The organism is Vibrio sp. SCSIO 43136 (genome assembly GCF_023716565.1).
Taxonomy (GTDB): domain Bacteria; phylum Pseudomonadota; class Gammaproteobacteria; order Enterobacterales; family Vibrionaceae; genus Vibrio.
This window is the reverse complement of the sequence record NZ_CP071849.1, coordinates 905,269-931,277: the sequence shown is the minus strand read 5'-3', so window position 1 is coordinate 931,277 and position 26,009 is coordinate 905,269. Positions and strand designations below refer to the sequence as shown.

The 26,009-nt window shown below is 44.5% G+C and carries 19 protein-coding genes; 10 read left to right on the top strand and 9 right to left on the bottom strand.

The window, feature by feature from the left end; genetic code table 11:
• Positions 1-63: 63 nt before the first annotated feature.
• Entirely contained in the window at positions 64-1,521 is a 1,458-nt protein-coding gene (gene focA, locus J4N39_RS19020; protein ID WP_252023841.1) for a formate transporter FocA, read from the bottom strand.
• 198 nt (positions 1,522-1,719) lie between these two features.
• Between focA and J4N39_RS19015 the strand changes: the two genes are divergently transcribed.
• Positions 1,720-2,634, top strand: a complete 915-nt coding sequence (locus J4N39_RS19015; RefSeq protein ID WP_252023839.1) for a LysR substrate-binding domain-containing protein — start codon at positions 1,720-1,722, stop codon at positions 2,632-2,634.
• A gap of 413 nt (positions 2,635-3,047) precedes the next feature.
• Here the strand turns inward: J4N39_RS19015 and J4N39_RS19010 are convergent, their stop codons facing one another.
• Entirely contained in the window at positions 3,048-4,679 is a 1,632-nt protein-coding gene (locus J4N39_RS19010; protein ID WP_252023837.1) for an ATP-dependent endonuclease, read from the bottom strand.
• A 180-nt stretch (positions 4,680-4,859) separates the two neighbouring features.
• On the opposite strand from J4N39_RS19010, the gene J4N39_RS19005 reads away from it, so the two are divergent.
• Complete coding sequence (locus J4N39_RS19005) at positions 4,860-6,569, top strand: bifunctional metallophosphatase/5'-nucleotidase (protein ID WP_252023835.1); 1,710 nt, start codon at positions 4,860-4,862, stop codon at positions 6,567-6,569.
• Between the two features lie 256 nt (positions 6,570-6,825).
• Here the strand turns inward: J4N39_RS19005 and J4N39_RS19000 are convergent, their stop codons facing one another.
• The 4 genes from J4N39_RS19000 to tesA form a co-directional block, all read right to left on the bottom strand.
• Positions 6,826-8,484 (bottom strand): ABC-ATPase domain-containing protein, encoded by a 1,659-nt coding sequence (locus tag J4N39_RS19000; protein ID WP_252023833.1) that lies wholly within the window; start codon positions 8,482-8,484, stop codon positions 6,826-6,828.
• Between the two features lie 110 nt (positions 8,485-8,594).
• A complete protein-coding gene (locus J4N39_RS18995; RefSeq protein WP_252023831.1) occupies positions 8,595-10,508 on the bottom strand; it encodes a bifunctional diguanylate cyclase/phosphodiesterase in 1,914 nt (637 codons plus the stop codon).
• Between the two features lie 176 nt (positions 10,509-10,684).
• The gene (gene fabV / locus J4N39_RS18990; protein WP_252023829.1) at positions 10,685-11,884 is read right to left on the bottom strand and encodes an enoyl-ACP reductase FabV; all 1,200 of its coding nucleotides are present in this window, start codon (positions 11,882-11,884) and stop codon (positions 10,685-10,687) included.
• Between the two features lie 110 nt (positions 11,885-11,994).
• Positions 11,995-12,597 (bottom strand): multifunctional acyl-CoA thioesterase I/protease I/lysophospholipase L1, encoded by a 603-nt coding sequence (gene tesA / locus J4N39_RS18985; RefSeq protein WP_252023827.1) that lies wholly within the window; start codon positions 12,595-12,597, stop codon positions 11,995-11,997.
• Here tesA and J4N39_RS18980 point away from each other — a divergent pair.
• The 3 genes from J4N39_RS18980 (at position 12,596) to J4N39_RS18970 (ending at position 17,548) form a co-directional block, all read left to right on the top strand.
• Positions 12,596-13,273 carry an ABC transporter ATP-binding protein gene (locus J4N39_RS18980; RefSeq protein ID WP_252023825.1) on the top strand — a complete coding sequence of 226 codons (678 nt, stop codon included), beginning with the start codon at positions 12,596-12,598 and terminating at the stop codon, positions 13,271-13,273. The two genes, tesA and J4N39_RS18980, sit on opposite strands and share 2 nt — an antisense overlap.
• Positions 13,273-15,699 carry an ABC transporter permease gene (locus J4N39_RS18975; protein WP_252023823.1) on the top strand — a complete coding sequence of 809 codons (2,427 nt, stop codon included), beginning with the start codon at positions 13,273-13,275 and terminating at the stop codon, positions 15,697-15,699. The genes J4N39_RS18980 and J4N39_RS18975 overlap by 1 nt, the downstream gene beginning before the upstream one ends.
• 412 nt (positions 15,700-16,111) lie before the next feature.
• Positions 16,112-17,548 (top strand): FAD-dependent oxidoreductase, encoded by a 1,437-nt coding sequence (locus J4N39_RS18970; protein ID WP_252023821.1) that lies wholly within the window; start codon positions 16,112-16,114, stop codon positions 17,546-17,548.
• On the opposite strand, the gene J4N39_RS18965 is transcribed toward J4N39_RS18970, so the two are convergent.
• Complete coding sequence (locus J4N39_RS18965; RefSeq protein WP_252023819.1) at positions 17,535-18,422, bottom strand: endonuclease/exonuclease/phosphatase family protein; 888 nt, start codon at positions 18,420-18,422, stop codon at positions 17,535-17,537. The genes J4N39_RS18970 and J4N39_RS18965 overlap by 14 nt on opposite strands.
• Before the next feature lie 292 nt (positions 18,423-18,714).
• On the opposite strand from J4N39_RS18965, the gene nrdD reads away from it, so the two are divergent.
• The 4 genes from nrdD (at position 18,715) to J4N39_RS18945 (ending at position 23,269) form a co-directional block, all read left to right on the top strand.
• Entirely contained in the window at positions 18,715-20,835 is a 2,121-nt protein-coding gene (nrdD, locus tag J4N39_RS18960; protein WP_252023817.1) for an anaerobic ribonucleoside-triphosphate reductase, read from the top strand.
• Positions 20,836-21,306, top strand: coding sequence for an anaerobic ribonucleoside-triphosphate reductase-activating protein (nrdG, locus tag J4N39_RS18955; RefSeq protein ID WP_252023815.1), 471 nt, complete (start codon positions 20,836-20,838; stop codon positions 21,304-21,306).
• Between the two features lie 118 nt (positions 21,307-21,424).
• Complete coding sequence (locus tag J4N39_RS18950; RefSeq protein ID WP_252023813.1) at positions 21,425-22,606, top strand: amino acid aminotransferase; 1,182 nt, start codon at positions 21,425-21,427, stop codon at positions 22,604-22,606.
• Between the two features lie 9 nt (positions 22,607-22,615).
• The gene (locus J4N39_RS18945) at positions 22,616-23,269 is read left to right on the top strand and encodes an ATP-dependent zinc protease family protein (RefSeq protein ID WP_252023811.1); all 654 of its coding nucleotides are present in this window, start codon (positions 22,616-22,618) and stop codon (positions 23,267-23,269) included.
• Positions 23,270-23,333: 64 nt separating this feature from the next.
• On the opposite strand, the gene J4N39_RS18940 is transcribed toward J4N39_RS18945, so the two are convergent.
• Complete coding sequence (locus J4N39_RS18940) at positions 23,334-23,870, bottom strand: hypothetical protein (protein ID WP_252023809.1); 537 nt, start codon at positions 23,868-23,870, stop codon at positions 23,334-23,336.
• Between the two features lie 113 nt (positions 23,871-23,983).
• Positions 23,984-24,355 (bottom strand): YgiW/YdeI family stress tolerance OB fold protein, encoded by a 372-nt coding sequence (locus J4N39_RS18935; protein WP_252026844.1) that lies wholly within the window; start codon positions 24,353-24,355, stop codon positions 23,984-23,986.
• A gap of 157 nt (positions 24,356-24,512) precedes the next feature.
• On the opposite strand from J4N39_RS18935, the gene J4N39_RS18930 reads away from it, so the two are divergent.
• Entirely contained in the window at positions 24,513-25,988 is a 1,476-nt protein-coding gene (locus tag J4N39_RS18930) for a cobyric acid synthase (RefSeq protein WP_252023807.1), read from the top strand.
• The last annotated feature ends 21 nt before the right edge of the window (positions 25,989-26,009 follow it).

The window sequence follows — 26,009 nt, the reverse complement described above, 5'->3', positions numbered from 1 at the left end:
TATGCTGCGGGGCTTTTTACGTTAACCAACCTAACGTTATTATTTTTATTCGTTTAATCGCTGTTATGCGATTTCTAGCGTAGCTGTCTTTTCCGTGGTCTCGATTTTCTCACCGTAAACAGAGCGTAGTGCGCACATCACGTCAGTACGAGTCAGTGTGCCAATAAATGTGTCACCATCAAGCACTGGGTAGCTTTTTGGTTTGTTGTGTTTCTGGCTTTTCGCGCGCTCTTCCAAAGATAGAGTTGTAAAGCTAGTCGCAATACCTGCATTGGTTGTTGGGTAAAGCTGCTCTTTATCGAGGCAGATGTACTCAGCGATGTTAATCAACTTATCTGATGCATCTAGCGCAATCACGTCACGAGTCATTAGATCGACCACTTTTTGGCCTTTCACTGGGATGTAATCTTGGCACCAAAGTTCAACCAAAACATCGTGCATAGAGAAGAAGCCAACTAGGCGACCATTTTTGTCTGTTACAGCAGCACTTTCTAGGCTCATTTCAGTCAATGCATCAACTGCGGTTTCTACAGGGACATCAGCTTGCAGTGAGAATGCTGGGCGGTTAATTAGAGCTTTAATAGTTGTGTTGGTATCCATAGCGATATCCTTAATTGAAGACGTTGTTAAAGTTGTAGAAATTGGGTTTAGTTTTGCCGCTTTTAATTGAGGGCGGCGGTAAATGGTCCAGTTAGCTAGGCCGACTAATACAGCGCCACCGACGATGTTGCCTAAAGTGACCGGTATTAAGTTTGCAAAGATAAACTGGCTCCAGTTCAAATCTGCGTATTGCGCTGGTGTTGCTCCGATTTGGGTCCAGAACTCGGCTGGCGCAAAAGTCTGAATAGAGATACCTAAAGGCACCATGAACATGTTGGCAACACAGTGTTCAAAACCGCTGCTCACAAACATGGCGACAGGTAGCACCAACATTGCAGCTTTTGTCAGGGCATTGGTTGCACTAAAGGACAACCAAATCGCTAAGCAAACAAGAAGGTTACAAAGCACACCAAGTGCAAATGCTTGTCCTGGTGTATGGTGTAGCTTGTGCTGCGCTATATTCAGTGCGTTCAATCCCCATTCGCCATGGTCAAGCTGATACATGCCAGCTAGTACGACCAAACCTAATAAGAAAATTGCACCAAAGAAGTTACCTACATAGACCTTGCCCCAAATGGAGAACATCTTTTTGGCGTTAATCTCTTTGTTCGCTAGTGCAATGGTTGAAAGCACAGTACTGGTAAATAGCTCACCACCGCCGACGACAATCAAAATAAGGCCTAAACTGAATGCGATACCACCGAATAAACGACTAAGCCCCCAACCGATATGACCGCTAGTACCTGTGGTCACTGTGATATAAAAAAGAAATGCGATGCCGATAAACATGCCCGCCATCATGGCAAGACCAATGGTCATACTGGTTGACTTGCTAGTCTTGCTGACGGCAAATTTTTCTGCTTCGCCCATCATTTCATAGGGTGCTATATAAGGCTTAAAATTTGAGTTTGAGGTTGCCATTGTTGCTCCTGTGACTCTTGTACATAAAAACTCTCCCTAAAATTAAACTCGCTGTCCTGCGGTTCGAAATTAGATTAGCTACTTCAGAACAAAGAATGAAATTGATTGTTTCCATTTACTTAATCAGTTTTCTTGATAAGGAAACGATTGCGGGTAAAATGTTACGCAGATAATAAGAAAGGCTTAAAAAGGTACTAAATGAGATATTCACTGAAGCAGTTGGCAGTGTTTGATGCGGTTGCCGATACCGCGAGTGTAAGTCAAGCAGCGGATAGGCTAGCTTTGACTCAGTCTGCCACCAGCATGTCGCTTGCTCAGCTAGAAAAAATGTTGGGCAGACCCCTGTTTGAACGTCAAGGGAAGCGTATGACTTTGACTCACTGGGGAGTATGGCTACGACCAAAAGCCAAACGCCTATTACAAGATGCCAAACAGATTGAGTTAGGCTTTTATGATCAGCATTTACTGAGTGGTGAGATTAAAATTGGGGCCAGTCAAACCCCGGCAGAGCACTTAGTACCCCACCTTATCAGTATCATTGATAATGATTTTCCCGAGATGCGCATTGCCTTAGACGTTGAAAGTACTTCAAAAGTTATCGATGGGTTGCTCGACTTTAAATATGACCTAGGGATCATTGAAGGCCGTTGCGATGACTCACGTGTTAACCAAGAGGAGTGGTGTCGAGACTGTTTGACAGTGGTAGCTTCATCTCACCATCCGTTTGCCAAGCGCGATAAAGTAAGTCTTTCGCAGCTTGAGCAAGCCAAATGGGTGCTTCGCGAACACGGCTCTGGTACTCGCAATATTTTTGATAGCAGTATTCATAATCTTATTTCAGATCTGGATGTTTGGCGTGAATATGAGCACGTACCTGTACTCAGGGCTATGGTAGCGAATGGTCCATATTTGACGTGTTTGCCATTTTTAGATGTGGAAAGAGCGATCGAAAGCGGCGAACTGGTTGAGTTAAATGTGCCTGAATTAAAAATGGACCGAACACTTTCGTTCGTTTGGCGAGCCGATATGGTAGAAAACCCATTAGTGGATTGTGTGAAGCGAGAAGGGCTAAGAATGATGAAGGGACGTTCAAGCGAACTTCAACGAGCATAACTGGCTAGGTCAACACGCCCTAACAAGCCCGCTAATTCAGCGGGCTTATTTATACCGACTATCGTTTATATTGATAGTATTTGCATAAATGTTTTAGCTAAGGGTAAATGAATCAGCTTTACAAATAGGGTGTATTCAACAAATTGGAATTGACTTGATGATTGTTGAGTTTTTTGTAGATGAAATGCCAGAATAGCTGTGCACAGTCTAGTAACCTAGCTTTGCGGTTTTGTATTGGTATTACATTCAACTTGTTAGCGACATAATGACTTGCTTAGTATGCAGGAATATCTAATAGCGTAAGGCTATCTCTCAACCAATAAGTTTCAATTACGATATTAAATCTAATTCCTCGTCAAGGTAAAAAGAGCCAATATTCAATCAGTATTATTGATGGTTTAATGTAGAATTACTCATGTATTCCCATTGGCCATGTTAACCACTCTTTTAATCGTCCAGCGAATCAAAACGGGTATATCTTCAGGCTTCTGTAGCTCTAAGTGGCTGACGATAGCAAGTGCAAGATCAGGCTTGGCATATTTCTTTAACGCTCTGTTAATCACTTTTTTGGCCGGAATAGGGTGATCGGCAGGAATTTTCACCAAATTTTTGAAAAAGTGCTCCAAACCGTGTTGATATAGGAAGTGTTCAATATCTTTATCAGGCAGCTCGGTCAATCGGTGCCTTTCATGTTCGCCATTAAGTAGATTTCTTACGGCATGAGCATACTTCTTACCCGCAGGGTCTCCATCGGTAACTACGTGCCATTCAATAGCAAAACTTTGTGCGACTTTAATTAGCGATTTGAGCCCAGACTGGGCAAACTCGACGATCTGTACACCTTCGGCGGCAAGGTTGTAATCACACAGTTTCGCTAACTCATTGAACAGCCAAACTTCAGTCTCGCCTTCGACCAACAGCCAACATCTAGCGAACAATGCACTAGAGCGGTGAAAGCGGATATGAAAGCCGATTCGGCGCAGTTCATCTTCACCAAAACGTTTTGCGGGCAGAGAATATGCCACAGTTTTGTTCGACATTCTCGATAAGCGACGAATGCTGCTTAGAGGTACTGCGCTGAGCAGATCACCACTATTGGTTGTTATGATTTTTTGCATCGGCAATAGCTGGAAGATACTCCACGCACGGATGAGGTGCGTGGGATGCAGCCTTCCTTCAGGATCTTCAATGATCAATATTGGGCGGGCACAACGTCTTAAGTTCGTCGGGCCTTTTGCTTGAAGATAGGCGCTAAGAAGCCCCATAAGCAATAGTCGAGTCTGCTTGTTATTTGATTTTCCAGCCATCTGTGACAGGGCATTCTTATCAGAGTTGGTGTTTCCGAAGAATATCCGATCTCTTGCTCTTCTTGGGTTACTTCGCGACTGACCATTGACGTTGAAGTAGTGATCAACCAAGTTCTCCATCGAGTTTAAGCTGCTTCGCATTTCCCCTTTATTAACGTGTCCTGGTGCGGCAAGCAATCGGCGAGAAGTATTGGCGATGCGTTTTTCGATACGGAGATCGCTGCTGTTGTCGTTGCCATTGCGTTTTTGTCGACGCGCATCTCTGAGACGGATGACTGGATGTAGCGCCATGAGTTCTTGGGCAAACTTTTCGCAATGGTGTAAACGCAGCGGAGTTCCTGCTTGGTCTAGAAAAGTACAGTGGGTGGTAATTTTGTACTCTTCTCTTGTGGCGCTTAATCGGTAGATAATACGTTTGGTACCTTCTTGGTCCTCGGTCCAAACGGGTTTGATGCGGCGATAGCGCCCCGCTTTTTCTTCACCATCAAAACTGGAGCGCCAGCTTAAAAGAATTTGCAAATGCTGTGTCTGCGGCTGAGATACCGAATAGTCTACATGGAAGTCTTGCATTACAAATTGATAGACTTGGCCATCAGTGGGTAGCGCGATTGAAAGCGCATCAAGCAACGAGGATTTACCCCAAGTATTTTCCCCGACCAAGGTGGTCAACTCGTCAAAAGAGAGTGACATTCTTTGTATGCCACGAAAACCTGATATCTCTATTCGCTCTAACTGCATAGGCTACCTCGTTATCGCATGAAATCAGTCTGTTATCTCTAAGCTTATACGAAATTACAGAATATGGTGTCCGATTGAGCTCACAAAACAATGCAACCAATATTCTGTGCTACACACAAAGTTCATAAGCCTGTCATGCATCACACTCTATGATAAAATGGAGAAAAGAGACGAAGATATATGATGAATTATAAAGATAATAAACCCGCAGCGCTGACGATAGCGCACGTCAATGACACCCACTCCTATTTCGAACCTAGTGCTGTTCAACTTCACCTCAAAGTGAATGGTAAACAGGTATCTCCATTTATAAGCATCGGTGGTTTCGCACGAATTGCTAACCGGCTAGAACAGTTAAGAAAAGGCGCAGATCAACAAGGGCGTAAGTTTCTCTTTCTCCATGCTGGCGATTGTTTCCAAGGCACGCTTTATTTTTCGCTGTTTAAAGGTCAAGCCAATGCAGACATGCTAAACGCCCTTGCACCTGATGCGATGGCGGTAGGAAACCATGAACTTGATATGGGTAATGCGCCCATTGCAGATTTCCTCGATCAAATAGAATTTCCGATGATTGCCAGCAATTGGGATTTAAGTGCTGAGCGTTCTAGTAAAGAAAACCCGTTGTCGACTAAAGCAAACTTATTTGGGTATCAGGCGGAATCAGGGCACGGGAGTTGGCTGACGATAGATGCTGACGGTGAACCTGTCGCTGTTTTTGGCCTATCTCTCGATAAGATGACCGAAATCTCTAACCCTGACGCTGATACACCGTTTCTAAATGCCAAAATGGTAGCGGAACAAACAATTAAGGCAATTCATAAAGCTGGTATCAATAAGATCATTCTACTGAGTCATCTAGGTTACGAAGAAGACCAACAGCTCGCTGAAGACGTAGATGGCATTAGCTTGATCATTGGAGGACACTCGCATCAGTTACAGGGTGACTTTACTGACTTAGGTTTCCCATTGTTAGACCCTTATGGACTGTTAGTAAACAAAACCCGGATTGTGCAGTCAGGTTGCTACGCACAATTTATGGGGCATTGTCAGATAGACTTTGCGGCAAACGGTGAAGTGGTGAATTTCAGAGGCCGCAATGAACTTCTCGCTGGTCGAAGGCTGGCGATGGACTCAAGTTTAGAGGAGTTAGTAGACGATAGTGTTTATGACCAAACACAGTCGCAAATCTATGCTCATCCTAATGTGGTTCGCTGTACCAAGGACCAACAGGTAAAAGCGCTGTTGGACAACAAATATCGCCCTAAAGTGCGAGAAATAAAAACACGTATCGTCGGGCATTTACCGACGCCGTTAAGGCACGTACGTATCCCTGATGAAAAGGGCCCTAGCGATCTTGGACCTTTAGTTGCGAGGTCTTTTTGGCAACGAATGCTAGAAGACGGCCATCAAGTCGACTTTGCAGTTCATAATGCTGGTGGTATTCGAAATTCTTTGCCAGAAGGCGATATCACGGTGGACGATATTGCAGGAAAGATCTTGCCGTTTGCCATTCCGGTGGGTTTGTACCAGATAAAAGGTGAGCATCTGGTGCAAATGCTGGAAGGGGCAATTAACAACGCTTTTGGCAATGGAGTTAATGGGACTGGATCAGGAAGCTACCCATATACCCATAACCTAAAGTTTGAATATGAGTTTGATGCGCCAATGGGTGAAAGGATTAAAGACCTTACCGTTTTCATCGATCAAGCATGGCAACCTGTTGAAAATGAGCGAGTATATACCGGTACATCGACAGCTTATACAATGAAAGGTAAGGAAGGTTATCATGCCATTCTTAACATGGAATCAGACCCTGTGGTGAGTCGATATTCTATGGCTGACTGCTTTATTGAATCGATGCAAAGAGATGATTTTTCAATAGGCAGCTAGCTTGGCATACCAATTGCAATTATCTCGTTGAGAGATGAATTCGTGGGGCAATATTTGCCACCTGAGTTTCATTACCAGCGGGAGAAAAGCCATGTGGAGTAGAGACTTAATAGATACTTTAGCCGTTTGCGGTTGGGTATTTGCCTGGGCTGCATTGGTTTACTTTATGCCAATGGCCGGGATTTAATCCTCACCAATTTGGTCATAAAAAAAGGAGCGATTCGCTCCTTTTTTGTGTTTTTAAACCAAGCAAAAACTACTCGCTGGTCTCAAATTGAGCTTTACGCATCCGGTTCAGTGTCGCCATGATATCTAACGTTCTAGGCTTAGCAAGATCACCATGCGGTGGCAGCATTGCATACCAATCAGTGCTCTCCAACAGCCCATCAAACGTTTTAGATGGATTTTTCTGCCAACCTTTGTGTTGGGATAGTAAGAACCAAGCCCAGCCAATTGCGTGAAGTTCGCTAGGAGACTCTAATTGTTCCAGCGCATTAACGTCGATACTTTCTTTACCAAATCTAAGTGTATCTTTGCCTTTAGCATTAATTCTAAATTTACCTTCCGCTAGAATTGCTTGTAGGCAAGCGGGGTTAAACTGGCGAGGTGGCATTAAGGCAAGTGGCTGCTCAAGTTCTTGTATACGCTGACTAGGATGCTGCGCAACGACTTGCTGTGCTTTTTCGGTAACATCGACGGCTTGATAGTCGTGCATTTGAATCACAGTATCTGCGACATCGAGATAGTCACCAGAGCCACCCATAACGATCAATGTTGAGATATCAAGCTCGTCGCGAAGCTGGCCGATACGGTCGACCAATGGAGTGATCGGCTCGTCATCTTTAGCGACCAAAGCTTGCATGCGCTCGTCGCGGATCATGAAGTTAGTTGCTGAGGTATCTTCATCAATCAACAGCGCACTCGCTCCTGCTTCAAGCGATTCTTGTAACCAAGCAGCTTGCGACGTAGAGCCCGACGCATCTTGAGTAGTGAAATCTTTAGTATCACGTTTTGCAGGTAGGTGATTGATGTAATTTGAAAGGTTTAGATTGTGTACACAGCGTCCATCTTCGGCACGAATTTTCATTGCATTCATATCAGCAACGATACGCTCACGACCATCACCTGGGATGTGGTTGTAAATAGAACGCTCAACAGCAGTCAGTAACGTCGATTTACCGTGGAAGCCACCGCCGACAATCAAAGTAATGCCTTTAGGTATGCCTAATCCACGCAGAATACCACTGTTCGGTGTCTCAAGCTCTATCGCTAATGAGTCAGGCGCACTAAAAGCTACGGCCTCTTTCATCGGTAAATCACTATTACCGGCAAGGCGTGGCAGAATACTTCCATCACCAACAAAAGCAATTAAACCGCGCGGTGAAAGCTGATCACGAAGTGCCACTTGATCTTCAATGGCTTCACAGTGTGCTTTTAGGGCTTGGAGATCTAGCTCTCTTTCTAGCGTTGAACGGCGGATGAACTTAGGCAAATTAAAGGTAAGCAAGTTAATTGCTTTTTTGCCTAGAATCGAGCGCCCATCGGCTGGCAGTTCTACTCTAAAACGTAGCTCGATACCATGCTGGGTGAACAGTACAGCTGTATTGTCTAGTACAGTCTGCCCTGTGAGGGCGATAGATACTAGGTTCTCTTTACTTGCAAATGATGCAAAGCTACGAGCGATGAAATCACGTGCTGCCATTTGATACGCAGGAGACTTATCTTGTAACCACGCAAGACCAGTAAGAGACCATGCTCGAGTGGCACGAACTCTTGACGGAGGCGCATATGGATCGGCTTGAGTGGTGTCGATATGCAGTTCGAAGTCTTCGAAATCATAGCTGCCTTTGATTTGTTGGTAGCTGCGATAATTTTGCTTTTCGATCTTTTTAAGCTTGGAGATGAGTAGTTCCATAGCACCGTTCTTGTGTAGCTGTTAAATAGGTCGCAGATTATAGGGAAGCGGCTGCAGATAGGCAAAGAAAACCCTATCAAAAAACAACACCTTTCTGCGAAAGTAGCAAATTATAGCCGTGAAGAGTGATGTTTAGGTGGTTGGCTACTGTGTTGATCAAGGTTTCTCTCAAAATCTTGGCGACTCATTGGCTTCCCGTATAGGTACCCTTGGCCAAAATCACATTCTTCTTTGAGGATAAATTCCTCTTGTTCTTTAGTTTCGATGCCTTCCATCACGACCTTGAGCTTAAGCTTTTTCGCAACATGTATGATTGACCGCACGATGTCTCGGTCCTGTTGGCTACCAGTGATTTGATTAATAAAGCTTTTATCAATTTTAATGCAATCAAAAGGGTATTTTTTAAGATAGCTAAATGACGAATATCCGGTGCCAAAGTCATCAAGTGATAGGGTAATGCCCAGTTGGTGCAGCGATTGTAGAGATTGACCCGCCAAATACTCATCTGCAATTAGGCTAGATTCTGTGACTTCAATTTCTAAACAGTGCGCAGGAAGATGATAAGTTTCCAACAGGTGTTCTAATTGGGCGACAAAGTTTTTATCACGTAATTGAACTGTAGAAACGTTCACCGCCATCTTAAAGTCAGGATTAAGTGTTAACCATTCGCTCGCTTGTTCGATTGCAGTGCGCAGCACATAGTTACCCACTTCAAAAATCAATCCATTTTGCTCAGCTAAATGGATCAAGGAGTCATTCGATACTTGCCCAAGGTATGGGTGATTCCAACGTAATAGGGCTTCTGCGCCAAGCCATTTTCCTGACTTTGGGTCTACCTTAGGTTGGAAGAACAGCATTAAGTGGTCATTTCTCACTGCTTGAAGTAAGTAGCTTTCTAATTGGTTACGGGCCGGTGAAGTAATTTCACTGTTGGCGTAGTAGGCGTATTTCTTGCCATTGTCACGACAGGCAAGCATGGCTTCGTTAGCGTGCTTGAGCATCATTTTCGCATTGTTGGCATCGTTTGAGGTAGCAATACCAATGAAGGCGTGTAAATGAATCGCCTCTCCTGAAATATGAAATTCAGTATGGCTAACATCTACCAAACGATGGCAAATCGATTCAATGACGTTCTCGATATTATCCCCATCAAATTCAATACCAATCACCAGGTCGATAGTAGAAACGCGAGAAGTTACGCTTTTAATGACATCAATATGCCCAACGCGGTCTCGGTACTGTTTAAGCACTTGGTCAAAAGCATCGTAACTGTACTTAGCTTGAATACGGCGGCCATTGGTAAAACCGACGTGAATAAATGCAAGGGTGCGATTAGGAGGCAACTTTTTCAGTTGCGTTTGTGCCTGAGTTAATAAAGCGCCTCGATTTAAGAAGCCTGTGCCTAAATCATGAGTTTGTTGATAGGCAACCTTTTGCTCAGCGGCTTTACGTCTGTCTATCTCCTCGCAGAGCGAGAAGTTTAAGCTCGCAAGGTCATTGGTACGGCTTTCTACGCGAAGTTTTAGTTCCGAATTGGCATTTTGTAGCTGTTGATGTTGATAAAGGAGCGCGAGTTGAGATTCGACTGAGGTTTTAAAGGAGTCAATCAATTGTCGACAAATATCACTGAACGCGTTTTCTTTACTATCGAGAATGCAAATGGTGCCAAATGGTTCACCAGAGGGCCAACTAAGAGGTAGCCCGTAATAAGCACACATCCCTAGTTTGATATCTGGATTGTTACACCACTTTTTAGAAGTAAGCGCATTGGACACTTGAAGAGCAGATTCTGTTTCAATAACGGTTTCACAGTAAAGCCCCGAACCTAACGGTTCTTCTTCTCCCTGTTGGTATGGACTTGTCGGTGACTGGTTATGAACCACGACTTTCATGGTTGATGGCGTTTGACGCATGATCAAAGCTGATGGTACATCAGATAACTTCGCCATCAGGTCGACGATTTGTTGCCAGCCTTGCAACATGTAATCGGGAATTTCTATTTGGTGGGTATTGAGTCGCGTCATTCAGTGGAAATCCTTTCCATATGTCCGCATCAAAGTGCATGTTATGTAAACAGTATATATCGAAAGGGGGATATTACCCTGTTGATTCACAAAATCATTCGATTTGTCGCGAAATCGAGAGCCCTAAGGACAATATATTGAGCCTTAGGGCTTAGAAAGTGACACTATGGTGATGTTTACGGGATAAGCTCTTCTAAAACATCGAGAGGGATATCAGCATCGTAATCAACATTGTCGAAGCCAAAACCATTAAGGGCGAGAAAGTCTTGCTTGTATCCTTGATAGTCTCCTAACTGTTTGAAATTGTTTTCATCCATCTCTTCAATTAGCGCTTTGACACGGGATTGAGTTTCAGGATTAAGTTCAAGGTCGTCAATACGGATCAGACGTTCGGCATCGACGTGTGTGACATTGTCACTATACAAGTGTTGACTGAACAATCGCTGCATTTGCTCGATACAACCTTCATGAGTACCTTGCTCTTTCATCACCTTGAACAGCGCTAACATGTAAGGGGTGAAAGCCGGGATGAAGACACTGGCCTTGGTGACCAATGCTTTACAAACTGCTGCGTAGGCACCACCACCAAATTGCGACAACTTCAAGTTGAGTGCATGGCTGGTTTGATGCAAATCGACTTTAGCATGGCCCAAAGTACCGTCTAGGTAGATCGGATGAGTGATCTCTGAACCGATGTACGAGAATGCAACCGTCTGACAACCTTGGGCGATAGAATCTGCGTTGATTAAGTCATCGATCCAGCTTTCCCAATCTTCACCACCCATTACTTTAACAGTATCATGGAGCTCTTGATCGGTTGCTGGCTCAATATGGCTCTCTACCCAAGTATCACTATCTAACAATACCGTGGCCCCTGAGACGCTTTCTTTAATGGGTTTAATTGTTGATTGCCAAAATTCATCACTGTCTTCCTGGCGGCGAAATCCTGCAGCAAGGCTATAAATAACTAAATCAACTTCGCCTTCAAAGTAGGTCTCTATAGCCTCGACGACTTGAGCACGTACGCTACTAGAGTAGGCGTCACCAATAATATTGATGGCTTTACGACCAGTTTTTTCGGCTTCTTGCTTGAAAAAAATGTTGTTGTACCAACCAGCGGTACCTGTACCTTTCTCTGATGGACCTTTTTCAAACGATACACCTATGGTATCTGCATTTGCACCACCGAAAGTCAATGCAATACGAGAGGCAAGGCCAAAGCCGGATGAAGCACCAATGATGAGAACCCGTTTAGGTTTTGTATCGATAGGGGTTGCGGACTGGACGTACTCTATCTGCTGCTTTATGGCTGCTTGACAGCCAAATGGGTGCGCAGAGCGAGCCACCACTCCTTTGATGACAGGTTTTATGATCATGGTTTTGTCCTTTTTGATCAGCGAATCCTTTCGATTGTATTGAGCGTGAAATGGATTCGCTTTGAGCTAGGACAGCTTATTTAAACTAAATTGCAACTTGTTACGTATCTTTAATCAGATATCACTGGAACTAATTGTTCTGCCATGAAATCGGCTATCCAAGGTTGCGCTTCTGGTTTAGGGTGTAGACCGTCATTCATCATCCATTCTGGTTTGATGATGACCTGCTCCAGAAAGAAAGGAATTAATGGGACTTGGTTTGCGTGTGCGACCTTTGGGTACATCTGGGCAAACATCTCGCTGTAACGTTTACCATAGTTAGGTGGCACTCGGATCTGCATCAATATTGGTTGCGCGGACGCAGCTTCTGATAAGTATATGAGTTTATTGAGGTTTGCTTCTATGCGTTTTGGTGGGAACCCACGCAAACCGTCATTGGCACCTAGCTCGATTAATACGTAATCTGGTTGGTGCTGTGATAGCAAATTAGGCAAACGAGCTAAGCCGTTTCCTGTGGTATCGCCTGAAATACTTCCATTGATCACATCAATGTTAATATTGCGTTCAGAGAGCGTATTAGATAATAACGAAGGCCAGCTTTGCTCAATAGCCATATTGTAGCCTGCGCTTAAGCTGTCTCCCAATACCAATAAGGTCTTCGCGGGAGCTAAACTAGAAAACAACAACAAAATAAGAGAAAGGAAGCGAATCATGCCGACACCTGTGATTACTGCGAAATCTGTGTCCAAACAAGTTACTACTAATCAAGAGCAGTTAACAATCCTCAATGATGTAAATTTGTCGGTTTGTGAAGGCGAATCAGTTGCCATCGTTGGTGTATCTGGGGCAGGGAAGTCAACTTTAATGACCCTACTCGCAGGTTTAGATGTACCCACTGGGGGAGATGTAGAGCTATTGGGCAAGTCTTTGGTCGCGATGGATGATGAAGAAAGAGCTGAGCTTAGAAGCCATTCAGTAGGATTTGTTTTTCAAAGCTTTCTTTTGATTCCGACACTGACTGCGATTGAAAACGTTACTTTGCCCTGTTTGCTTAAAGGTGAGAAAGAAGACATCGAACGAGCACAACAGTTACTTGATTTGGTTGGCCTAACTCACCGTGAGCAACATTTACCGAGCCAGTTATCCGGGGGTGAACAACAGCGTGTGGCGCTCGCAAGAGCCTTCATGATCGAACCAAAAATCCTTTTTGCGGACGAACCTACAGGCAACCTTGACCAACAAACAGCCGCTAAAGTGATAGAACAGCTTTTCACCTTAAATAAGGATCACGGCACAACACTGATACTCGTTACCCATGATACTAAGCTTGCTGCTCGCTGCGATCGCATCTTCCATATGCAATCAGGAAAGTTGGAGGAGCAACAATAATGTCGCAATTTCCTCTTAAACAGTTGATGCGGTGGAGTGGGCGAGAAATACGCCATGGTCAATTATGGCCGATTATTACTGCTGTGATTTTAATCGTTGCCAGTGTATTCGCACTGGCTGCACTTGCCACGCGTTTAGAGCAAGTGGTCGTTAAACAGGGGCGAGATGCGCTAACCGCTGACATGGTGTTCGATTCATCGAATCCATTGCCTGAAAAACTTATTCAACTTACGCAACAAAACGACATCACAACCAGCCAATTGACTCGCTTTGCAACCATGGCATTTAGTGATGAACAGATGCAGCTGATCACCATCAAAGCTGTTGATTCAAGCTATCCCTTACGCGGTGAACTCAAACTAAAAGGGCAAACTGTCGTTGATAAGGTCTCTTCTGGTGAACTTTGGTTAGACCCTCGCATCATGCAAAACTTAGAGGTTGAGATAGGTGACAATGTCACTGTTGGTGATGCTGACCTCAAGATCACCGGTGTTATAGAGCAAGAACCTGGCTTGTCTTTCAATCCTTTCCAACAAATGCCTACGGCGTATATTCATCTCAGTGACATCGATAAGACCGGGGCATTGCAACTCGGTAGCCGTGTTCGCTTTCGTTTATTTATGAATGGTGAAGATACACGGCTTGCTGGAATTCAAGACCAAATAGAAACAACACCAAGTGATCGATGGCGCGACCAAACCAATCAAAGTCGTAGCTCTGAAATCTTTGACCGAACCACACAATATCTTTCTTTGACAGTCGCAATCGTCATCTTAATGGCTGCGACCACTCTTGTGCTCACGTGTCAAAACTATGTGGCAGGTAGGAAGAAAACCATTGCTATGCTGAAAAGCATTGGCGCGAGCCGTCAATGGGTTCGACGCTGGTTATTACTGCAAGTAGGCCTACTGTTTGGCGTTGGGGCTATCGTGGGTATTGTCGTCGGGATTGGATTAGAAACGGCGCTACGCATACCTCTAGCCGGACTTTTGCCTGAACCACTCCCGAGTTATGGGTTGACACCTGCCATTACCGCATTGGTAACGTGTGCGGTTATTGCCATACCAGCATTGGGCATCCCTCTAAATAATTTGCTTTACACACCTGCGATGAGCGTTATGCAGGAAGCACAAACTATCCGTTCTAAGTCTGTCTATGTGATGGGTGCAATACCTGTGATAGCTCTATTGCTTGCCTATGCAGACAACGTATTTGTTTGGTTGGTATTAACGGGTATGGTGCTACTGTTCGGACTACTAGCACTGATAAGTTTGGCGTTAGTTAAAGTGTTAAACAAACTGCCTTTGTCTACTGCGATGAGATTAGCGCTTATGCGGATCAATCGCAGCGGATATGCGAGCGGCATTCAGTTCGGTGCACTAGCTTTGTCATTAATGCTGCTGTCTATTGTTTGGCTAGTAAGAACCGATTTGCTACAAGACTGGCAAAGAACACTGCCACCTGATGCGCCCAATGTCTTTGCTCTCAATATTGCTGACTATGAACGCGATGAATATCTTGCACAGCTTGACACTCAAACGTTAAATCGTTCTGAAGCTTACCCGATTGTTCGTGGACGAGTTGCGAAGATCAATGGCGAAGATGCTAAAGAATACGCCAAAACCTATGGTGGTAATGAGACGGATGCCTTGAGAAGAGAGGTCAACTTTACTTGGTCTGATAGTTTACCTGAATACAACGAAGTGCTTGAAGGGAACTGGACGCCAGAACAAGCGGTTTCGGTTGAATCGGAAGTAGCACAAGGCCTTGGTATTAAACTCGGCGATACACTTACTTTCGTAATAAACAGCCAAGAGGTCACTGCTGTCGTTAACACGATTCGTAAAGTTGAGTGGAGAGATATGAAGCCTAATTTCTACTTTATCTTCTCACCGGATGCGTTAGCGTCGATCCCATCAACTTATTTGGTCAGTTTTAGAGTCGATGACCAACACAATGAGTTTTTGAATCAGCTTTCGAGAAGCTACCCTACGGTCAGTGTGCTCGATGTTCGTTCTATGGGCGAAAAAATTCAGTCGCTGCTGGGACAAATCGTATGGGCCATTACCTTGCTCGCCATGCTTGGTGTGATTGCAGGCGTCCTACTTATCTTTACTTTGTTGCGCTTAAGTCTAAATCAACGCCAACAAGAGTTTCGCTTATACAGAACGTTGGGTGCTTCCAAACAGCGCATCAGTCGCACTATTTGGTGTGAATATGGGGTGATGGCTCTTATCGCTGGTGTTGTTGCAGCATTAGGAGCAGAAGCGAGCGTTGCTTCGATAATGCAATATGGCTTCCAAGTGGAAGGGCAACTGCATCCCTTGATGTGGGTAACGTTACCACTAGCGACCTTTATAATTTTGGGGATAGTGCTAAACACACTAATCAGGAAGCTATTAATCCCCATGAACAAGGCGGTTTAGTTACCCTTGTGTATAACAAAAAACGAGTTATCCACAAAAACAGTGGATAAAATTATGGATAACTTTTTTTAAAAAAAAGCTGGACATGGTGGCAGGCTAACTGCCACCGAAGCTTGGCAAAAATTGTTATTCACATCCGCTTTTCAACATCGATTTTCAGATTTCCCGTCAAGAGATTTTTCGAACTTTTTTATCACTTCTGTCGTACCAATTGCCGTGTAGGTTTGGGCGGCAGTTTCTTAAGTCGCATTGTGCTGAAACTCACTTTGGGACTGCTGCTTGTAAATACTCACAACAATTTTACGTTTTTATTCTTAGATTTAAGCGAGTAGAATGCTTGGAAACTAAGAAGTACATGCCAACTTGCTCTGTTGATTCAGAAGTTGGCAAGTGACTAATAATGAAAAGCCCAATGTCTTCAAAATCTTTAAGTCCTAACAACAAGTCTGTCGTCGTTATTGGCGGCGGTATCGCAGGCTCAACTGCTGCGCTAGCACTCGCTGAAAAAGGAGTGCCAGTAACCTTGCTTGAACGCAAAAATGGTTTGGTCAGTGGCCCGCCAATTTGTCACCTTCATGCAGGCGGCAACCTTTATCGTGAGATCTCGCAGCAGCAATGTATTACGCTTTTGCGCCAATCCATTGATACCGTACGAGTGTTTAAACATACACTTAATGTGCGACCAACGGTCATTGCTATCCCACATACTGATCCCTGCGATCCGAACTCGTTACTGCCACGTCTCAAAGCAATTCAATCCAGTTACCAAGCTTTGGTTGACCAAGATCCAGAAAATGAAGTGCTTGGCGCACCAAAGAATTACTTCAAGCTCTATTCCAAGTCGGACTTAGAGCAATTAAAAGGCCGTATGCAGCCAAGCAGTCCAGTTTCTACCGATGACTGGCTGATCCCTTTTGCCCAGTTTGCCGATTTAGAGACCCTCAAATACCCTGTGGTCGCTGTAGAAGAGCACGGATGGAGTGTGTTTCGTTTAGCGGCTACCAGCACAATTGCGCTTGAAAACCTTCCAAGCTGCGAGCTTAAGTTAGAAGCCAATGTTGAAAAAGTTACTGAATTAGACGATGGGCGTTGGCAAGTATGCTTTCAAGATAGCGAAGGTTTTCACCAGCGTGAATTTGACTATCTTATTAACGCTTGTGGCTTTGAAACTGGAACTGTCGATGATTGGGCTGGCAAAAAGCGCCAACGATTAGTCGAATTCAAAGCCGCTTATGTAACTCAGTGGCAGTCGATGAAAATGCAATGGCCAGAAGTTATCTTCCACGGACCAAGAGGCACACCTCAAGGAATGGCTCAATTTACCCCTTATCCAGGCGGTGTATTCCAACTGCATGGCATGACTCACGATGTCACTCTCTTTGAAGATGGTTTGGTCTCATCTAATGAAGGCTCCGCTCAGCCCAAGCTTCCTCAAAAGTTTATAAACAAAGTTTACAAAGGATGGAGCGAAGAGGTTCTCACTCAAAGAACTCAACGCGCTATAGAGCACATTAGTCAGTTTATTCCGAGTTTTTCTGGGGCATCAGTAGCGGGGCAACCGTTGTTCGGTGCTCAGCAAATCCCGGGAGATGATGTGACATTACGAGCCGCAGATGTCTCTTTTTGTGGTGATAATTATGCTCGGTTGGAGGTTGTGAAAGGCTCGTCAGTGCTTGATGCCGCTCAGCAGATCATCAATACGCTGGTTAAACTCGACTACTGCGCTAATACTTGCATGGAGTTTCCTCAAACTAGCCAACTGACATTGCCTCTCATAGAAGAGCGGGCGTGCGAATTGGCTGTTTCGCGGGGTTACCCTGTTGAACTTGCACAATCTATCGATTGCTAGGTGTTAGAGTAGAATAGATCGGGCAATGGTCGCTTAATTGATAATTGACGACATCAGTTTTGTCGAACACCAGCTGCTTTGACGGTGAAGCAGTCAAGTCAGCGCTAACTAGTATGTGGTCGATTACACTTCGAAATTGGTGTGTTCGTTTGGGGTTGCGATTAGAGCGCACTAGGCAATCTGCGCTGGTGTGCTTTGAAGCAAGGTAGGGCGGTTTGGCTAGTCCTTCTGTGAGTAAAGCATAAAACCAATCACCTTTGAAACTTAGATTGTGGTTGAAATCACCCAAAATTACATAGGGCTGCCCCTTCTTTTGTCGCTCTTGTTGCCACAAATTAAGTGCTTTTGATTGCATCGCTAACTGATCGCAATCCCTGCTATTCTTTCGTGCACCCATACATCTCGCTTTTAGATGTACAGACAATAGATGGACAGGCTCGGACAAGTCTTCTCTTTCAATAATTACGTAGGTCGCAAACCTTAGTTTATGTCTTTGGTTCGGTAGTAAGTCGATGTCATTTGGGTCTGTGACAGAAAAAGACTTGTCGATTGCGAAGCCAGTGAATTGGTTGATGTTATCAAATATCTTTGACGGGACATCTATCCTATCGGAGAAAAAAACGTGGTAGTCATTGCCCACAACTTTTCTGATCGCAGTTACATCGTTGACTTCTTGAAATGCTAAGATTTCGCTGTCCAATTTCTCAAAGTAGTCAGCGAGTTTGTCAAAATCTTGTTCAGAGCGAAGAGATTGTTTGATATCTTTACTTTCATGAGTCGACAACCATTCAATATTCCAACTCGCTACCTTTATAGGCTGTGCAGCTAGATTCATGCTAATCAAGCAGATCAAAACAGTCGCTGTTAAACGCATCCAAATATCCTCTTAAACCAATTTTCTGCTAGCAGATAGGGGACTACGATACCGTGATTTGTGCTTCATTTGATAGCTTTAAGAGACGATTTTTCTTCTCTCATTTAATAGTGGGATCAACAGCACTAAGATCGATTTGATCTTGTTCGTCACACTGGGTTTGTTGATCTAGATCAAGGCTATGAAGTGGGTCTTTTCGTTTAATACGCCACAACATATAGTGCCTTGTAGTCAGAAAGACCCTATATAAAGTATCAAAATAAGAATTAATACCTACGGGTAAGGAGAATCGGTGAATACAGTCGTAATCAAACGTGATGGCTCAAAAGCTCCTTTTGAACGAGCACGTATCGTTGCAGCAGTGGAAAGCGCAGCGGAAACGGTAGACAACGCATTAGCAGCTTACGCAGCTCAAGTCGCAATGTCCGTTCAAGATGCATTAAAAGATTGCGACCAAGTAGGCATTGAACAGATCCAAACCCTGGTAGAAGACGAATTGATGCAGGGCCCATACCATTCACTGGCTCGTTCTTACATCGAATACCGTCACGATCGCGACATTGCTCGTGAGAAAACTAGTGCTTTGAACAAAGAGATTCAAGGTCTAATCGAGCAAAGTAACGCCGATCTACTCAACGAAAATGCCAACAAAGATGGCAAAGTTATTCCAACACAACGCGACCTGCTAGCAGGCATCGTGGCTAAACACTATGCGAAAACACACATTTTGCCACGCGACGTTGTACAAGCTCATGATGAAGGTGATATTCACTACCATGATCTAGATTACGCACCATTTTTCCCAATGTTTAACTGTATGCTTATCGACCTAAAGGGCATGCTGACTGGCGGTTTTAAAATGGGCAACGCTGAGATTGATACGCCAAAATCAATTTCAACAGCAACTGCGGTGACTGCGCAGATCATTGCTCAGGTTGCGAGCCATATTTACGGTGGTACAACGATCAACCGTATTGATGAAGTATTAGAGCCTTACGTTAATACCAGTTTCGAAAAGCACCTAAAAGTCGCGCAAGAGTGGGACATTCCAAATCCAGAAGCGTTTGCTAAAGCGCGCACTGAGAAAGAGTGTTACGACGCATTCCAATCCCTTGAATATGAAGTAAACACGCTGCATACAGCGAATGGTCAAACTCCTTTTGTTACTTTCGGCTTTGGTTTGGGTACTAGCTGGGCATCACGTTTAATTCAGCAATCTATCTTGAAAAACCGTATTGCAGGTTTAGGTAAGAACCGTAAAACCGCAGTCTTCCCGAAATTGGTGTTTGCCATCAAAGATGGTCTTAACCACCGTAAGGAAGATCCTAACTACGATATCAAGGCATTGGCTTTAGAGTGTGCTTCTAAGCGTATGTACCCTGATATTCTTAACTACGACAAAGTGGTTGAAGTTACAGGTTCATTCAAAACCCCAATGGGTTGTCGTAGCTTCCTTGGTGCGTACGAAGAGAATGGCGAGCTAATTCATGAAGGTCGTAACAACATTGGTGTTGTGAGTTTGAATCTGCCGCGTATTGCGATTCGCGCCCAAGGTAACGAAGAAACCTTCTACAAACTCCTTGATGAGAAATTGGGTATTGCTCGTCGTGCACTAGAAACGCGCATCGAGCGCCTAGAGAACGTTAAAGCACGTGTTGCTCCAATCCTATATATGGAAGGTGCATGTGGCGTACGCTTGAAGCCTGAAGATTCTGTCGCAGAAATTTTCAAACATGGCCGAGCATCTATCTCATTAGGTTACATTGGCTTGCATGAAGCCATTACTGCACTATTTGGTGAAGGCACACATGTATATGATGATGCAGCGCTACGCCAAAAAGCGATTAAGATGGTGAAGTACCTAGCTGACCGTGTTGATGCATGGAAAGAAGAAACGGGTTATGGCTTTAGCCTATATGCAACACCAAGTGAAAACCTATGTAGCCGTTTCTGTCGTGTCGACGCTAAAGAATTTGGCGTTATTGAAGGCGTGACTGACAAAGGTTACTACACCAACAGTTTCCACTTAGACGTGCAAAAGAAAGTCAATCCTTACGACAAAATTGATTTCGAACTGCCTTACCCTGAAATTTCATCGGGCGGTTTCATCTGCTATGGCGAGTTCCCTAACATGCAACGCAACATTGAAGCGCTTGAGAACGTTTGGGACTATAGTTACAGCCGTGTACCTTACTACGGAACTAACACGCCGATTGATGAGTGTTATGAATGCGGGTTTAACGGTGAGTTTGACTGTACGAGCAAAGGCTTTACTTGTCCAAAATGTGGTAATCACGATTCAACCAAGGTATCGGTAACTCGTCGTGTATGTGGTTACTTAGGTAGCCCGGATGCGCGTCCTTTCAACTTCGGTAAGCAAGAAGAAGTTCAGCGTCGAGTGAAACACCTATAAATGAATTACCACCAGTATCATCCTATTGACGTTGTTAATGGGCCTGGAACGCGCTGCACTCTGTTTGTATCAGGATGCATTCACCAGTGCCGTGGTTGTTACAACCAAGGCACTTGGTCTCCAACTTCTGGTCATCTGTACACTCAAGAGATGGAAGACCGGATAATTGCTGATCTGTTGGATACTCGAATTCCCCGTCGTGGTTTGTCTCTATCTGGAGGGGACCCTTTGCACCCAAATAACGTCGATGCGGTGTTACGTTTGGTACAAAGAGTAAAAATGGAATGTCCTGACAAAGATATTTGGCTTTGGTCTGGGTACTTACTATCAGAAATGACATCTGAGCAACGACAGATTATTGACCTCATTGACGTCCTTATCGATGGAAAGTTCGAACAAGACTTGGCAGACCCGAGCCTTGATTGGCGCGGTAGTAGTAATCAAGTTATCCACCGTTTTAAAGTGAAATAGGAGCTAAGGCTCCTTTTTTATTGCCTAAACAACCATTAACCGATTTACAGGTTGAGCAGGGTTGCTCAACAGTGGTAAGTTGAACGCATAGAAAAACATGTAAAGGACTCTGACTGTTATGCTTTCAACACTCCCGGAACCGCAACTGGATCCGATTCTTTCTCTCTCCGTCGCTTATCGCAATGATCCTCGAGACCAAAAAGTCGACCTAGGCATTGGTGTTTATCGAAATACTGAAGGTCAAACACCTATCATGACGGCGGTGTCTAAAGCTCAAGAAATCGTCCAGCAAACTCAAACCACCAAAGCCTATGTTGGTTTGGCGGGTTGTGAGGAGTTCAATCAGGGTATTCAGTCGTTAGTGCTTGGAAATATTGCCAAAGATCGTGTCGCTACCATTCAGACCCCTGGTGCAAGTGGCGCACTACGTATGCTGGGTGACCTAATTAAAGTTGCAGAGCCGGGCGCAAGAGTTTGGTTGAGTAATCCAAGCTATGTGAACCATCAGCCCGTGATGGAAGCCGCTGGTTTGAAAGTCGAACACTACACCTATTTCTGCCCTCAAACCAAGCAAGTGAACACAGAGCAAATGTTACGAGATTTAGCACATGCCGGACAAAATGACATTGTGCTTTTACACGGTTGTTGTCATAACCCAACTGGGGCAGATATTGACTTAGATACTTGGAAAAAGCTCACTCAAATGGCCAACACACAAGGCTTTAAACCCTTCGTAGATATAGCATATCAAGGGTTTGGCGATGGGTTGGAAGAAGATGCGCTTGGCCTTCGTCATATGGCAAAGCAAGTCGACGAGATGTTTATTACTACATCATGTTCAAAAAACTTTGGTCTCTACCGTGAACGTACTGGTGCTGCAATGGTGATTGGCCGAAACGCAGAGCATGCCATTAATGCAAAAGGTATGTTACTTAAGATGGCGCGCGCCACTTACACCATGCCACCAGATCACGGAGCAGCACTGGTTAAGACTATCTTACAAAGTGAAGACCTGACCAAGGAGTGGAAAACTGAGTTGACCGACATGCGCCACCGTCTAATAGGCCTTCGCAAATCGTTAGTGACGGAACTGAATGACAAACATGGCACCCAAGCATTTGATTTTATAGAGCAACACAAAGGTATGTTCACTGTGCTAGGATTTAGCCAAGAACAAATGACCAAGCTTAAAGACCAGTATGGTATTTACGGCGTTGGTGATGGCCGTATTAACATTGCTGGGCTTAAAGAGTCCGATATTGAGTATGTTGCGGATGCTATCTTCCAAGTTTCTAAGTAAGGAGCTGCGATGAACAATTGGAAAAAACTGTCAGCTTTGGCGCTGTTTGCCGCATTGACTGGTTGTGCTTCTCAAGTTGCAGAGCAACCCGTTGAAAAACCAGTCGATGAAGGCAAAGTGGTTGAAGTAGTGCCCGAGCCAGCACCAGAACCTAAAGTTGTCGAGCCAGAAGTGACCGAACCAGAGGTTAAACCTGAGCCTAAACCCAAGCCAAAACCTGTGTTACCGACGAAAACTCAAGATGGTAAATTGATTTTGGGTGAAAAAGAGTGGGTTTATTTCCCTGGTGCGGAAAAGAGCATTAAAGCACGTGTTGATACTGGAGCGACAACATCGTCTGTGAGCGCTGTTGATATTGAGCCTTTTGAGCGTGATGGAAAAGAATGGGTCAAGTTTACCTTTCAGCATGGCAAAGTAATCTCTAAGGAAATTACCTTGCCTGTAGAGCGCTGGGTAAAGGTTAAGAAAGCGAGTGAAGAAGAAGCTGATAGACGTCCTGTCGTGTCAGGTTGGATTAAAGTGGGTGACTTAAAAGAGAAGATCGAATTCACCTTGGTTGACCGTACGCACATGGAGTTTGGAGTGCTTCTCGGAAGAAACTTCTTTAATGACGTGGCCGTGGTAGATGTATCTCGCAATTACGTTCAGCCGAAACACAAGTAGTCATGAATAAAAATGCCGCTTCTTGAGAAGCGGCATTTTTCTATTTCTTTTGAGGCGAATTACCTTAGAAGGTAAAACGAGCGCCAAGTATTAACTGAGGGCCGTAAACACCGTTGTCACCGATGTTCGCACCGATAGACAATACGTCTGTTGAATGGAATCGACCGCCAATACTCCAGATCGTCTCAGAACCATCATTGTACACCAACTGGCCAACCATACCGTTCGCTTCGATTCGATCAATTACCCAAGCGCGGAAACCGAATGCTAGCTCAGGGATAAAGGTGCTCCCAACAAACTTGTCGCTTGAGTCTTTGATGTTATGCAGTTGAATGTGTCCATAGATATCTGCAAATTGGGTCGCAGGACCGTTAAAGCCGACACCAGCAGCTAAGTCGTAATCACCTTCAAAACTTGAGTCAAATCGACCTATAAAATGTGTATTATCGGTGAACGCCATTCGACCTTCTGCACCGTATGTGCTTGGGTTAGCACCGATACGAACTTCGAAAGAAGAGTAGTTAAAGTTGTTGGCTTGTGCAGCCAACGGGCTTAGTGATGCCAATCCTAATAGCGCAAGAGTGCGGGCTTTTCCAAACATATCGTTCCCATCCATTTATTCAATATTTTGGCTAGAGCGCCAAAAATACCACTATACTAAGTTAGCCTGCAAAATACAGACCAACTTAGTGGAAACGACCTTAAATCAATCGATTAAAGAATAATGACGTGATCTACCTCGATCTCAGGTGTACTACCACCTTCATACTCACCAAAGAGTCGGACTTTTGACTCTGCGCTAAGTGGCTGTGCCAACCGAACGTCATCGTCGAGTTCTACTTGAATTTCTGCGACACCATCGCTAAACAGGTAAGTGTCTTTATTGATCTGACGGATCAATTGCCCTTCCACCACCACGTCCTTTTCGGTGAACATGCCTGTATCTTGGAGCAGCTCGCTCACTTGGGAAAGCTCTACTGGGCCAGTGTATTGGATTGCGTTGTCTCGGTTTTCTTTCACTCCAGCAAGGGCAATAGTCGGTAGAGAGATTAGTCCGATAGCGATAGCAGTAGTTAGAGTTTTCATCATTCGTTCCTTTGTGGGATTGTGTAGTTCGAGAATGATTAAAACCCATTTGCGTTGAACCACGCATGATGCTTAGGTTCATATTTGATTCATCATTTGGAACCTAACCCACATACGAATATACTAAAGCAAAATTTCAATGAAAAATTAATCACCTATGTTGACTCCATTCCAAGCTTTAATGGTTCAAGGCACCACTTCAGATGCCGGAAAAAGTGTACTAGTGGCAGGTTTATGCCGAGTTCTTGCTCGTAAAGGGATAAAGGTTGCCCCTTTTAAACCACAAAACATGGCACTTAATAGTGCGGTAACTTCAGACGGCGGCGAAATAGGTCGAGCACAAGCGGTTCAAGCGTTCGCATGCGGTATTGAGCCAACGGTTGATATGAACCCTATATTGCTTAAACCTAACTCTGATACCGGCGCACAGGTGATTGTCCAAGGTAGAGCACTAACCAATATGGAAGCGACGGGTTACCATGACTATAAAAAAGTCGCCATGGACAGTGTGATGGATTCGTTTGGCAAACTCAGACAAGATTACCAGTCCGTTATGATAGAAGGTGCCGGCAGTCCTGCTGAAATCAACTTACGTGCAAATGATATTGCCAACATGGGGTTTGCTGAAAATGCCGATGTTCCTGTGATCATTGTTGCTGATATCGACAGAGGGGGAGTATTTGCCCACCTTTACGGCACGCTAGCGCTTCTATCTGAATCTGAACAAGATCGCGTGATTGGATTTGTTATCAATCGATTTAGAGGAGACATCAAACTGCTCGAGTCTGGTCTTGACTGGTTGGAAGAGAAAACCGGCAAACCCGTTCTTGGGGTCCTTCCCTATATCCACGGACTCAACCTCGAAGCTGAAGATGCTATCACTTCAGAACAAGTAACTGCCGATTCAAAGGCGTTTAAAGTTAAAGTCCCTGTGCTTACACGGATCAGTAACCATACTGATTTTGATGTACTGAGATTAAACCCTGATATAGATTTAGAATACGTTGGCAAGGGGGGCTCACTCTCAGGTGCCGATCTCATCATTCTACCGGGTACCAAATCAGTACGTCAGGATTTGGCATATCTACGTAGCCAAGGCTGGGACAAAGAGATAGAGCGCCACTTGCGGTTTGGTGGGAAAGTTTTTGGTATCTGCGGCGGCTATCAAATGCTTGGCCAAACTATTGCTGACCCTAAAGGTATTGAAGGTGAACCAGGCACATCTCGTGGTTTAGGTTGGTTAAACACCAACACAGTGCTTGAGCCTGAAAAACAGCTCACCCAGTCACAAGGGACGTTGACCCTCAATGGGAAGAGTGCAAGCGTTTCAGGGTATGAGATTCACGCAGGGGTTACCGAGATAACTTTGCCCGCACCATTTGAGCTGTCTGGCAAGCCAGATGGTGCGATAAGTGAGTGTGGTCAAGTAATGGGAGGTTACCTGCATGGAGTGTTAGACCAACCTGAGGCATGCGACTTAATATTGACATGGGCGGGCTGTGAAAAAGCCCAGCACGTAGATTTCGATGCTCTCAAACAACAAGGCATTGATACCATTGCTGATGCTATCGAAGAGCATATGAAACTCGAACAGCTTTGGCCTGATGTTTTTGCAAAAGAAGGTGAAAGATAACATTGAAAGCCGCTATCAAAG